The 12945-nt window shown below is 38.7% G+C and carries 10 protein-coding genes; all 10 read right to left on the reverse strand.

Going from position 1 to position 12945, the window contains the following annotated elements:
• Entirely contained in the window at positions 1-438 is a 438-nt protein-coding gene (msrB, locus tag ACQV2G_RS06065) for a peptide-methionine (R)-S-oxide reductase MsrB (protein WP_428876364.1), read from the reverse strand.
• On the reverse strand, positions 431-2314 hold the full coding sequence (mutL, locus tag ACQV2G_RS06070; RefSeq protein ID WP_428873732.1) for a DNA mismatch repair endonuclease MutL: 1884 nt from the start codon (positions 2312-2314) through the stop codon (positions 431-433). Before mutL ends, msrB begins: the two co-directional genes overlap by 8 nt.
• A gap of 15 nt (positions 2315-2329) precedes the next feature.
• Positions 2330-4894 (reverse strand): DNA mismatch repair protein MutS, encoded by a 2565-nt coding sequence (gene mutS, locus ACQV2G_RS06075; RefSeq protein WP_428876365.1) that lies wholly within the window; start codon positions 4892-4894, stop codon positions 2330-2332.
• 238 nt (positions 4895-5132) lie between these two features.
• Complete coding sequence (gene rny, locus ACQV2G_RS06080; RefSeq protein WP_428873734.1) at positions 5133-6695, reverse strand: ribonuclease Y; 1563 nt, start codon at positions 6693-6695, stop codon at positions 5133-5135.
• A 251-nt stretch (positions 6696-6946) separates the two neighbouring features.
• Complete coding sequence (gene recA, locus ACQV2G_RS06085) at positions 6947-8008, reverse strand: recombinase RecA (RefSeq protein ID WP_428874803.1); 1062 nt, start codon at positions 8006-8008, stop codon at positions 6947-6949.
• A 44-nt stretch (positions 8009-8052) separates the two neighbouring features.
• A complete protein-coding gene (locus ACQV2G_RS06090) occupies positions 8053-9330 on the reverse strand; it encodes a competence/damage-inducible protein A (protein WP_428874805.1) in 1278 nt (425 codons plus the stop codon).
• A 95-nt stretch (positions 9331-9425) separates the two neighbouring features.
• Entirely contained in the window at positions 9426-10007 is a 582-nt protein-coding gene (pgsA, locus tag ACQV2G_RS06095) for a CDP-diacylglycerol--glycerol-3-phosphate 3-phosphatidyltransferase (protein WP_428876366.1), read from the reverse strand.
• A gap of 3 nt (positions 10008-10010) precedes the next feature.
• Positions 10011-11012 carry a helix-turn-helix domain-containing protein gene (locus ACQV2G_RS06100; RefSeq protein ID WP_428876367.1) on the reverse strand — a complete coding sequence of 334 codons (1002 nt, stop codon included), beginning with the start codon at positions 11010-11012 and terminating at the stop codon, positions 10011-10013.
• A gap of 81 nt (positions 11013-11093) precedes the next feature.
• A complete protein-coding gene (gene ftsY / locus ACQV2G_RS06105; protein ID WP_428876368.1) occupies positions 11094-12119 on the reverse strand; it encodes a signal recognition particle-docking protein FtsY in 1026 nt (341 codons plus the stop codon).
• 15 nt (positions 12120-12134) lie between these two features.
• On the reverse strand, positions 12135-12944 hold the full coding sequence (locus ACQV2G_RS06110) for a Cof-type HAD-IIB family hydrolase (RefSeq protein WP_428873740.1): 810 nt from the start codon (positions 12942-12944) through the stop codon (positions 12135-12137).
• Position 12945: the final 1 nt, after the last annotated feature.

The following is a 12945-nucleotide window of genomic DNA, read 5'->3' on the forward strand; positions in this document are numbered from 1 at the left end:
CTATTCCACCCATTTCTTATAATCGCTATAACCTGCTTGGTCCATCTCCTCATAAGGAATAAAGCGTAAAGCGGCTGAGTTAATACAATATCTCAAGCCTCCTTTATCCTTTGGCCCATCATTAAAGACATGGCCCAAATGAGAATCCGCTTGCTTGGAGCGAACTTCTGTTCGAGGTCTGGATAATTTATGGTCTTCTAATTCTTGCAATTCAGTTCCCTTAACTGGTTGAGTAAAGGATGGCCAGCCACAGCCAGCATCAAACTTATCCTTACTCGAAAATAAGGGTTCTCCTGACACAATATCAACGTAAATGCCTTTTTGGTCAAACTGGTCATATTTACCGCTAAAAGGTCTTTCAGTACCTGCTTCTTGTGTCACATGGTATTGAATGGGGTCTAATTTTTTAATTTTATCTTGATAATCTTTTTTAGTCATTTTCTCTTCCTCCTAAATGATGATCTTGAATACGTTTAAACAGTTTTTCAATAGTGGTCGGATCGAATTCGATAAATACTGGACGACCATGGGGACAATGCAATGGATCTTGCAAATCGTTCATTTCAGCAAGTAGATGAATGGCCTCACTGTCTGCTAGGCGATGGTTGGCCTTAATAGCACCACGACAAGACTGCATGATAATGCTCGCTTCTTTCAATTGATTAACTGAAAGATCTTCTTGCCGGCTCAAACGGTCTAATAAGTCTGGCACTATCTGGTCCAATTCATCGGCTTCTAACCAGGTGGGATGACTTTGCATTTGATAGGATTTAGGACCAAAAGCTTGTAAGTGAATCCCTATTTCGGCCAAACGGTCGCTGTATTCTTCTGCCATTTGCGCCGTTTTTAAATCAAAACTAAATAACTTGGGCATCAAAAAATCCTGCTGCTGGTCAACATCCACTTGGTCAGCCATTAATTTTTCATAACGGACTCTCTCTTGGGCAGCGTGTTGATCAATTAAGTAGAAAGAAGAAGGACCTTCAGCAATTAAATAGGTGCCATGAATCTGACCTACATAGCGTAGCTGACTAAAATCAATCATCTTTGGTTTTTCTTGTTGATTCAATGCCTCTTTTTCTACTGCTTGAGAGCTTAATGCTTCCATCATCCCTTGAGTCTTTTCAGTTGGGAAGTCACTGACTTTTGTGTACTCATCCATTTTTATCTGGTTAGAATCAGGACGAGACAGCTCTATAGCTTGCTTATCTTCTGCTAGATGGGATGTTTGGCTGATCCAGTCTAATTGCCCCTTATTTTGTTGGTAGAAACGAGTAGGTCTAAATAGGCTGTCTCCTGCTTCAGGAATGGCGCGGTTTTGTAATAAGCTTGCTTGAACGGCTTGAGTTAATAGTTTAGCCAGTTCCGCTTCCTTACTTAAGCGAATAGTCTGTTTGGTAGGATGCACATTGACATCTACCAAGCGAGGATCCGTTGTTATTTGAATAAAACTCAAAGGAAAACGACCGATCATTAACTGCTTGCCATAAGCCTTGATCAACACATTATTAAGAAAAGGACTCTTGACTGTTCGACCATTGACCATCCAGTGAATATAATTGCGACTAGTTCGAGTCAAAGTGGGTGGTGAGATCAATCCTTCTAGGTCAAACTCTATGTCCGATTGCTTGAAGGCTAGCATTTCTCTTGCTTGCTGGGGTGAGTACAGTTGAGCAATGGTTTGCTTCAAATCCCCCTTACCGACCGTTTGTAGCAAACGATCTCCATCTGAAATTAAAGTAAAAGAAATACTTGGATAGGCTATAGCTAAATTCTGGATTACCTTAAGAATATGGCGCATTTCAGTTTGCAGACTGGCTAAATGCTTGAGTCGGGCTGGTGTATTATAAAAAATTGAATCCACTTGCACGGTAGTCCCATTACGGGGCGGGCAAGAACCTTGATTGATTATTTTTGAATTTTCAACTTCAATAAAATGACCACTTTGACTGGCTTGGTTTGCTTCATTCCAAGTCGACTCAATCCTGATTTTGGCTACTGAAGCTATAGAAGCTAGGGCCTCTCCTCTAAATCCTAAAGAAGTAATCTGAAAAAGGTCTGGTAGGGAATATATTTTACTGGTCGCATGAGCTAAAACGGATTGGTGAAGATCTTCTTCCACCATTCCTTGACCATTATCAATCACTATAATTTGTTGAATACCCGCTTCTTTTACTTCCACTTGAATCTGATCTGCTTTGGCATCAATGGCGTTTTCACACAATTCTTTAACGACTGAAGCCGGTCTTTCAACCACTTCTCCGGCTGCAATCTGATTGGCTAGAGCGATATCCATTTGTTTAATAATTCCCATTGTGGCCTCCTTTCTTTATTTCAATTCTTGTTTTAATTGGGCTAAGAAATTTAAAGCATCTAGGGGGGTCATTTGATTAACATCTACTGCTTCAAGAGCCGTTTCAATCTTCGAAGAGCTTTCTTTAGTTTGCTCTTCTTCAGGGATTGGCAAGAGATCTATTGGATCAACTTGATGGTTGCGTAAATGCTTGGCATTAGCTTCTAACTCATCCAACACCACTTGACTTTGTCGCAAGACTGATTCCGGCAGGCCTGCTAAGCGTCCTACATGAATGCCGTAGGACTTATCCGCTGGTCCAGCTAAGATCTTATAGAGAAAGACTAAATGACCGGCTTCTTCCACTGCTCCAACATGAATGTTTTTTATTTGAGAAAGTGTTTGGTCAAGGTCCGTTAATTCATGATAATGGGTAGAGAAGATGGTAGCAGCCCCCACTTTTTGAGCAATATGGTAAAGAATCGCTTCCGCTAGGGCAATACCGTCGAAGGTGGCGGTTCCTCTACCAATCTCATCAAAGAGGATAAGACTGCGGTCTGTGGCGTTTTGTAAGGCATAATTGGTCTCTATCATTTCTACCATAAAGGTGGATTGCCCACTGGTTAAATCATCAGAAGATCCAATCCGAGTAAAGATTTGATCGACTAAGGGCAGTCTCGCCTCTTTAGCAGGGACAAAACAACCGATTTGATTAAGAATCACACTGTAGGCGATTTGACGCATATAAGTCGACTTGCCCGACATATTAGGTCCGGTTAATAGTAGAACAAATTGATCTTGGTCTAAGTCAAAGTCATTGGCGATAAACTTAGCGCGTCCGATTAACTTCTCCAAAACGGGATGACGACTTTCTTTTATTTCAAAATCTTTTCTTTGATCAGACAGATGAGCTTGGGTGAAGTTTTCTTCCTCACTTAATTCAGCAAAAGAACATAAAACATCTAGAGTGGCTACCGCTTGTGCCAATTCTTGCAGTTGGCTAGAATAGGTATTTAAACGATTGCGTAATTCAATAAAGAGATGGTACTCTAACTTTTCAGCCTTTTCCTGGGCCCCCAGAATGGTACTTTCTATTTGTTTAAGTTCGTCTGTAATATAGCGTTCATTGTTAGCTAACGTTTGCTTGCGGACATAAGTCGGATCGTCAAAGTCTTGTGCTTGCAGACGGCTCATCTCTAAGTAATAGCCAAAGACTTTATTATAGCCTACTTTCAGGGTTTTTAGGCCGGTTCTTTGACGTTCACGCTCTTGATAATCAATTAGCCAACTTTCACCATTATCTAAAGCATCACGATAACCATCCAACTGCTTATGATAGCGGTCTTTAATGATTCTACCTTCTGTTAATGAAATCGGTGGATTGTCGACCAAGGCTTCATTAATAATAGCCAAAAGCTCATTAAATTCAGGCAAGGCTTGAAATTGATCCACTGAATCCATGCTTTCGTTCAATTGTTGGAGATACTGATTAAGAAGAGGTATTTGTTTTAAAGACTGGCGCAATTGGTCAACTTCTCTAGCATTGGCAGTCTGTAAAGATAGTTTTGTTACCAAGCGTTCAAGGTCATAGATATTTTTTAAAATATTGATTAATTCAAGGCGAAGAAAGTAATGATTAATTAAACCGGCTACCTTTTGATGGCGGCTAATTAAAGCTTGTTTTTGTAATAAGGGTTTATCCAACCACTGATGTAATAGTCTTCCTCCCATGGCCGTTTGCGTGCGGTCTATCAGCCACAATAAAGACCCTTTTCGCTTTTGAGTTCTTAAAGATTCGGTTAATTCTAATTGCACCTTAGTGTATTGATTCATCTGTAAATAGGCAGATAGGGTGTATTCTTCTACCTCTTTTAAATAATCAAAAGCATGGGGTTGTATCGATTGGAGATAAGCTGATAAGTATTTTAAAAGTTCTGTTTGAACAGGGCTTGCCTCTTTTAGCTTAAAGAAATTTTCTGTTAAAGCGGCAGGTGTAAAGGTTGATTTAAAAGCCGTAATCCTTTCTTGCAGTAGGCTCAGTTCTTCTTGGCTAAAACCTGATCTTCCTTCCTCATCGATAATCCACTCACTGGGTTTAACCGTTTGAATTTCACTGACAAATTGATTCCAATCTTCTGTTTGAGTCATCCGACTTTGACCCGTTGAAATATCAACATAAACCAAATGGTAAGTGTTTTTTGCTTTTAAAAAAGCGGCTAGGTAATTATTTTCTTTGTGTTTGAGTGCTTGGTCGACCAAAATGGTTCCTGGTGTAATAATTTGAACAACATCTCTTTTGACCATCCCTTTGGTGAGTCGTGGATCTTCTAATTGTTCACAAATAGCCACTTTATAGCCTTCTTGGATTAAACGACGGATATATTCGGTGGCTGAATGATAAGGAACCCCACACATGGGCACTGGATCTTGGGCTTTTTTATTACGGGAAGTCAGCGTGATTTCTAATACTCTTGCAGCAGTAATAGCATCTTCATAAAACATTTCATAAAAATCGCCTAAACGAAAAAACAAGATGGAATCTTGATGCTTGGCTTTAATGGATAGATATTGTTGCATCATAGGGGTTTCTTTACTTGACATGGCTACTCATCCTCTAGTTCATTTAATCGTTGATTGGTTTTGAATTGATATCATAATAATGACATAAGCCAAATAAGCTTTCTTTCTACTTGCTTGTTAATAATTAATTAATAACAATTTGAGATTTAAGCAAAGGTTCTCTTAGAAGTAAAGGTTTTGACTAGCTCTATTTTAGCAAAAGCTCTCATCATTATCATGATATAAAAAGCACAACTCCAAAAGGGGTTGTGCCTTGTCTTTATTTCGCATACTCTACGGCTCGTATTTCGCGTATCACCGTTACTTTAATATTTCCTGGATATTTCATTTCATTTTCAATGCGTTGTTTCACGCTCCTTGCTAAAGCAGCCGCTTTAGCATCATTGATCTTGTCTGGAGCGACAATCACACGTACTTCTCGACCTGCTTGAATAGCATAGGATTGAGTAACGCCTTCATTTTCATTGGCGATTTCTTCCAATTGTTTCAAGCGACGAATGTAGTTTTCTAAGGATTCACTTCGTGCACCTGGTCTTGCAGCAGATAAGGCATCAGCCGCTGCGACTAGTTCTGAAATAACAGAAGTTGCTTTAGTATCGCCATGGTGAGAAGCAATTGCATTAATAACTACCTCATTTTCTTTATAACGATTAGCAATTTCTGCACCAATTTCAACGTGAGAACCTTCAATTTCTTGGTCTAATGCTTTACCAATATCATGAAGTAAGCCCGCTCTTTTGGCTAAGACTACATCTTCATTCAATTCACCGGCCATTACCCCTGCTAACTTTGCAACTTCAACAGAGTGTTTTAAGACATTTTGACCATAGGAAGTCCGGTAAGCTAAACGACCGATAATTTTAATTAGATCAGGATGAATAGCGTGAATACCAACATCAAAGACAGCTTCTTCACCGACTTCGCGGATGCGCTCATCCATTTCCTTACGTGCCCGCTCAACCATTTCTTCAATCCTAGCAGGATGAATTCGGCCATCTTGAATTAAATGTTCAAGAGCGAGCTTAGCAATTTCTCGACGAATTGGATCAAAGCCACTTAAAACGACTGTTTCAGGTGTGTCATCTACAATTAAATCGATACCTGTTAGACTTTCTAAGGTACGAATATTCCGTCCTTCTCGACCAATAATCCGACCCTTCATATCATCATTTGGCAAGTGCACAACCGATACAGAATTATCTGTGACTAGGTCTGTTGCCGAACGTTGAATAGCTTGAAGAATGATTTCTTTCGCATTACGGTCCGCTTCTTCTTTAGCTTTTTGATCAGCATCACGTATCATGACAGCCATTTCGTTAGAAAGTGTCTCTTCTGTCTCTTTAAGAATGATTTCTTTTGCATCATCTCTTGACATCATAGCAATTCTTTCTAATTCTTCTTGGCCTTTTAAGATAAGTTGTTCAATTTCACTTTCCTTTTCAACCAATTCATCTTTACGTTTTAAATAATCTGCTTCTTTATTTTCTAATAGAGATTCACGATTATCTAAAGTATTGCTTTTCTTATCCAGGTTTTCTTCTTTTTGAATTAAACGATTTTCAAATTTTGTCGCTTCTTGGCGACGATCTTTCAGCTCGTTTTCAATCTCATTACGGTATTTGATATTTTCTTCCTTCGCTTCAAAAAGCGCTTCGCGTTTTAAAGTTTGGGCTTGATTTATCGCATCATCAATAATTGCTTCGGCATTTGCTTTTGCACCCGCAATATTTTTTTCATCTGATTTTTGTTTAACGATATAACCAATAACAAAACCAGCAATTAAAGCAACGATAGCGAAGGCGAGTGGAATCAAAATTTCCATAAGAGTCACCTCCGTATCTATTTAGTTTTTTCATTAATTAATATGGTGTAAAAATTAATCGTGGCTTTCCACAACTTTTATAATACTTTTAATCGCAGCCATAGTCAAATAATTCAAAGGATCATTATGACTATTTAGCCTCAAATTTTTCTGACGCTTTTTTATAAAAAAGAAGACCCTCATTGGATTGAGGGGCCTTTTTAAGCTTTATAATTTGCGTTTTGCTAGTTTTAAAAAAATATCTCAAAAAATTATTTTTTAATTTCTTTAATTTTTTCTAGTGCTTCTTCATCGGCTTCTTCAGAAGTTACTGCCGAATGTCCACCAATTTGATAATGCTGTCTAACTTGTTGATCAATCTCTTCAAAGATGTGTGGGTTATCTTCTAAGAATTGTTTAGCACTTTCGCGTCCTTGACCAATTCTTTCTTCTTTATATGAATACCAAGAACCTGCCTTGTTAATAATATCCAAATCAGATGCCATGTCTACAAGCTCTCCAATTTGCGAAATACCGTAACCATAAACAATGTCGACCATGGCTTCTTTAAACGGTGGTGCCAGTTTATTTTTAACGACTTTAATTCGTGTCCGGTTACCATACACATCACCGCCTTGCTTAAGGCTTTCAGTTCTTCTGACTTCAAGACGAATAGAAGAATAAAACTTCAAGGCACGACCACCAGGGGTTACTTCTGGGTTACCGAACATTACACCCACCTTTTCACGAATCTGGTTAATAAAGAAAGCAATCGTATTGGTTTTATTAATTGAGCCGGACAATTTACGCATGGCTTGCGACATCAAACGCGCTTGCAAACCAATGTGCGAATCTCCCATCTCTCCTTCAATCTCAGCTCGTGGTACTAAGGCTGCTACAGAGTCAACCACTACAATATCGACTGCTCCTGATGAGACCAAGGCATCTGCTATTTCTAAAGCTTGTTCTCCTGTATCTGGTTGAGAGAGTAATAATTCGTTAATATCAACTCCTAATTTCTCAGCATAAACAGGATCTAAAGCATGCTCAGCATCGATAAAGGCAGCCAAGCCCCCCTTCTTTTGGACAGATGCAATGGCATGTAGGGCAACAGTAGTCTTACCAGAAGATTCCGGTCCATAACATTCAATGACCCGTCCTCGTGGATAACCGCCAATTCCAAGGGCCACATCTAGGGCGAGGGAGCCTGAAGGAACTGTATCAATTTCAACGCTTGTTCGATCACCCAAACGCATGATTGCACCTTTTCCATAACTTTTTTCTATATTTTTTAGCGCTTGATCTAAGGCTTTTTGTCTGTTGGCATCTACCATATTATTTCCTCCGTTCATCAAGGTAATCTTATCTTAACAATTTCTTAGTCCAAACTCAAGTTTTTTGCGAACTTTTGTTCGACTACTCTCTTAATTAATTCATAACCATAATTAGTGGCCAGGTCCCGTACATAGTCGCGCCCTCGATTGGGAAGCATGAGTTTCTGCCATTCGGTCGGACGATTTTTACTTGCACAAGCCAGATAGACTTCTCCAGCTGGATGTCCTTGATCAGAGCCCGGACCCGCTACTCCGCTTAAAGCCAGAGCGAGGTCACTGCCACTTAATTTTAAGCATTGTTCGGCCATAGCACAAGCGCATTGCTCACTATAGACTGAATATTCTTCAATTATCATAGGATCAACCGATAACAAATCTACCTTGGTTTGCGCTTGATAGACCACAAAGCCACCCTTTATGACTGTTGAAGCACCTGGAATCTGAGTGAGGCGACTGAGCATTTTACCTCCTGTTAAACTCTCAGCACCAGAAAGAGTGAGATTCAGCTGCTTCAATCGATCAATCAAATAAGCTTCTATAGTATGTTCTCTTCCTTCACCTATGTAATAGTCTTTTAATTTAGCGATTATTTGCTGGGCTGTTTTATCTAATAATTGGTTATTGTCAGCTGTTTTTTCTTGCTTTTGATTCAAGACTAGGCGAATATGTCTAGGCTTAGCATAAATCGCGATTTCCAGCTCTTTTGTTTTTTTAATAATTGGATCTAATATATGGGCCACTTGCGACTCGCCAATCCCATAAAAATTTAAATAGATGGATTTAATTGCTATGGTCTGGTCAATTTTTTCTTTAAAATAAGGTAAAACTTCTTTTTCAAGCATGGCCTTTAACTCACTAGGTGGGCCTGGTAAACATAGGTAATATTGATTAGCATCAGCAGCAAAATATAAGCTGCCACAGGCTAAGCCATCTTCTGTATGAAAACAATACCCCTCTTTAAAGGTTAAAGCTTGTTTATACTCTAAGGGTGAAAGTTGACGATTTTGTTTTTTAAAATAATCTTGAATGTATTGCCATTGTTGAAAATCAACAATTAATTCTTGACCAAGAAAGTGGGCTAAACTTTCTTTGGTTAAATCATCATGGGTCGGCCCTATCCCACCAGCTAAAACAATTAGTTCTGCTCTAGTCGCAGCGATTCTAATTGCTTCTTCAAGTCGCGTTGGATTGTCGTCTACCACTTGTTGGTTGAAAGACAAAATACCTATTGAAGCAAATGCTTGAGCTAGTAGTGCTGCGTTGGTATTAATGGTCTGTCCTTGAACCAATTCGGTCCCCACTGTGATAATTTCTAACTTCATTGCAGGCCCTCCATTTTATATATACCTATTAAAATTAAAAAAGGTGTTTTCTTTAAAAAAAAGCCATCAAAACGATGACTTTTAATGAAAATAATCTACTTAATATCGGTAAAAAGATGTCTCGCTTTATAAAAATATTCTACACCTGAATATACAGTAAAGAATAAAGCAACTCCCATTAAAAAATGTGCCAATGAGAAAGGCAACCATGTAAAGCCAGCATTCTTCCAAAGAAAGAACAAAATGGCAAACATTTGACTGAAGGTTTTAACTTTTCCAGGCCAGGCCGCTGCCATTACTTTACCATTAGATTGAGCGAGTAGAACTCTTAAACCGGTCACTAATAACTCACGACTAATAATAATAATAACGATCCAAGCTGGGATGAATTGGTGTTCAACCAACAGGATAAGTGCTGCAATGACTAACAGCTTGTCTGCCATTGGATCCGCAAAGACACCAAAGGAAGTGACTAAATGTAATTTTCGCGCTAAGTAACCATCCAAATAGTCCGTAAAGGATGCTATGGCAAATACGAGCCCCCCAATAAAGTAAGGGGTAGCAAGAGTCGTTCCTAACAGTGTTAGATTGCCCCAATCCAAAGGTAAAGTTAAAAGACAAACAAAGATAGGGATTAAGAATATTCTAAAAACAGTTAAACGATTAGCAATGTTCATAATTTACTCTCCTGATGAATAATTGGGGTCTAATACCGCTGGACCTTCATAAGAAGTTTCTTCATTCTTTTCTCCTAGCTCATCAATGGCTAGCTCTTCAGTTGAAGAGGCAGTTTCATCTTTAACTTTAAAGATAATAACGCCAGGAACACTCGGATCAGGCTCAACTGTTTTACCGTTGACTATAAATTGAGCCCCTTCTGGATAACCTAATTCCATCCGCACAGTCTTGGTTGTATCATTGGCTTGATGTTCTAAAACTTCATCTTTAGAAATCGTTTGGTCAACTACCATACTTCCTTCTTCATAAATACCGACCCAAACAAAGGCATTTCCTTTGGCACCAAATTGATAATTTTCAATTGGACCTTCTAATTGGTAGGTTTTAATCTCGCCAGCTTGAGAGATTTCAGTAATTACTTCTTTTCCAACTAAAAGCTGGTTTTCCGCTAAGTCTTTTTTGTTATTAGCTTTTTCAGTCACCTCTGGCTCTTTTGTCGATCCATCGACTGGATTAGCCGACGGCTTAACAATTTCTAAGACATCAGCATTATTATTGGTTTGAGCGACTTGATTATCTTCCGTTGAAATCTGACGAATGGTATAAATTAAGATGCCGATAATACAGATAATAATTGCTGATAGAATAGCCATGGGAATATAAGAGAGGATTTTCTCCATCCGATTCGATTCATCATTTAAATGACGGCTACGTAACCGACTTGGCATTTCAGCCTCTTCTTCTCTTATCGGACTGCTTTCATTGTTTTGCACTTCCAACTCACTAGCATATTCCTTTAAAAGAGTATCTCCATCTAAACCTACCATATCGGCATACTGTTTCACAAAGGCTCGGGCATAGAAGTTTCCCGGTAGTTCTTCCAGTTGGCCTTCTTCGATCGCTTGTAAATATTTTTTTTGAATTTTAGTCATTTGTTGCAGGGTATTAAGTGTATACCCTTTATTTACGCGTGCTTCACGTAATCTTGTTCCTAATTCACTCATAATTATGACCCCTTCTATCTCTATCATTCACATTATAGCACAGTTAAAAGCCTTGGGTCAGATAAAAGTCCCTAATTAAGTTTAGTTGGCTTCTTTCTCAAGTAAGTCACGAATAAGCGTATACATATATTTCTCAGCGTCAAAAGCTTGTAGGTCACTCGCTTGTTCACCCAAACCAATATATTTAACTGGAATATCTAATTCATGGCGAATAGAAAGAATGACGCCCCCCTTAGCTGTCCCATCTAATTTTGTTAAGACTAGTCCACTGATCTCGGTTGCTTCATTAAATTGTTTCGCTTGAATTAAGGCGTTTTGTCCGGTTGTTGCATCTAAAACCAAGAGAACTTCTTGTACGCCATTCGGATTTTCTCTTTCGATAATCCGTTTCATTTTAGCTAATTCAGCCATGAGATTTGCTTTAGTTTGTAAACGCCCTGCTGTATCAACTAAAAGGTAATCGTACTCTTCCGCATTGGCTTTTTTTAAAGCGTCGAAAACTACAGAAGCAGGGTCTCCTTGGTCCGCTCCGGTCACTACTGGTATTCCTAAGCGCTCTCCCCAAACATTTAATTGCTCAACTGCACCTGCTCTAAAAGTATCGGCAGCAGCCATTAAAACCTTATGTCCGGATTGTTTTAAATTATAAGCAATTTTACCGACAGAAGTCGTCTTGCCTACCCCGTTGACCCCCACAAATAAGACTACGGTTGGCCCGTTTGGATTTTCAATTAAATCAGGATTGACTGGTTGGTCTTTTTCATAAATTGCCACCATTTGTTCTAACATAACACGCTTAACATCTTGAGCTTTATGAACATTTTCAGCTTCTACTGCATCACGAATAGCATCCGTTAAAGCTAGAGTCATTTTGAAGCCAACATCGGCTGAAATTAAGATTTCTTCTAGATCATCGTAGAATTCATCATCTAATTCGCGCCAAGAAGTAAATAAATCCGTGATGCGGTCAGAAAAGGATTTACGTGTTTTTTCCATCCCCTTATCATACTTCTCAAAGACAATCTGTTCTTCTTGGTCTAAAATTTCTTCTTTTACAACCTTATCTTCACCTGTGAAAGCACGTTTGATGCGATCAAATAATCCCATATGACTTCCTCCATTCTATTGAATAAATTGATAAATTGCATGAGCGACACCTTCTTGATCATTGGATAAAGTAATGAAATCAGCCCTCTGCTTTAAAGTCTCTGCGCCGTTTCCCATCACCACTCCAAGACCAGCAAATTCAATCATGCGCTCATCATTCATCTGATCTCCTATTGCCATTATAGCAGAAGGTTGAATATTTAACTGATCAGACAACTTTTTTAAAGCATTTCCTTTATTGACTCCCGCTTTCATAATTTCTAATTGGAAAGGATGGGATCTTGATAGGGTATATTGACTGACAAGTTCTTTATTTAACAGTGGAATTTGTCGCGATAAATGGGCTTCATCAATCGTGACCACAAATTTCATAAAACGATGGGCTTCATCAAAATCATTAAAATCAATTTTGGTATGGGGGGCTGTAGAAACATTGCCCACATAAAAACTTTCATAACCTTTTGGGTAAGTTAAGGGTTCATAAACTAAATCCTGGTCTAGAACGTTTAAAGGTAAATTTAAAGTTGTTAACTCTCGATACCATGAGTGAAGATCTTGGCTACTTAACTCTTCTTGTATTAAGACTTGCCCATCACTAATTCTTTGAACAAAGGCACCGTTATATAGAATTAAATAATCATCCTCACTTTTTAAGCCGATTTGATCGATTAAATGATGCATGGTTGAATAAGGTCTACCTGTACATATTACGACTTTAACGCCTCGCTCTTGAGCGTAATCAAGTGCTTCAAGGTTTTTAGCTGTAACTTCTTTGGAACTATTTAATAAGGTTCCATCTAAATCGATGGCTAGTAATTGAATCATT

This window comes from Facklamia sp. P12955, assembly GCF_050409565.1.
Classification (GTDB): Bacteria; Bacillota; Bacilli; order Lactobacillales; family Aerococcaceae; genus Facklamia.

Bases quoted from the DNA above. Each gene is read 5' to 3' on its own strand.
- pgsA (WP_428876366.1), bottom strand. From the start codon at position 10,007: ATGAACATTGCTAATCGTTTAACTGTTTTTAGAATATTCTTAATCCCT.
- msrB (WP_428876364.1), bottom strand. From the start codon at position 438: ATGACTAAAAAAGATTATCAAGATAAAATTAAAAAATTAGACCCCATT.
- rny (WP_428873734.1), bottom strand. From the start codon at position 6,695: ATGGAAATTTTGATTCCACTCGCCTTCGCTATCGTTGCTTTAATTGCT.
- ftsY (WP_428876368.1), bottom strand. From the start codon at position 12,119: ATGGGATTATTTGATCGCATCAAACGTGCTTTCACAGGTGAAGATAAG.
- mutS (WP_428876365.1), bottom strand. From the start codon at position 4,894: ATGTCAAGTAAAGAAACCCCTATGATGCAACAATATCTATCCATTAAA.
- ACQV2G_RS06110 (WP_428873740.1), bottom strand. From the start codon at position 12,944: ATGATTCAATTACTAGCCATCGATTTAGATGGAACCTTATTAAATAGT.
- recA (WP_428874803.1), bottom strand. From the start codon at position 8,008: ATGGTAGATGCCAACAGACAAAAAGCCTTAGATCAAGCGCTAAAAAAT.
- ACQV2G_RS06090 (WP_428874805.1), bottom strand. From the start codon at position 9,330: ATGAAGTTAGAAATTATCACAGTGGGGACCGAATTGGTTCAAGGACAG.
- mutL (WP_428873732.1), bottom strand. From the start codon at position 2,314: ATGGGAATTATTAAACAAATGGATATCGCTCTAGCCAATCAGATTGCA.
- ACQV2G_RS06100 (WP_428876367.1), bottom strand. From the start codon at position 11,012: ATGAGTGAATTAGGAACAAGATTACGTGAAGCACGCGTAAATAAAGGG.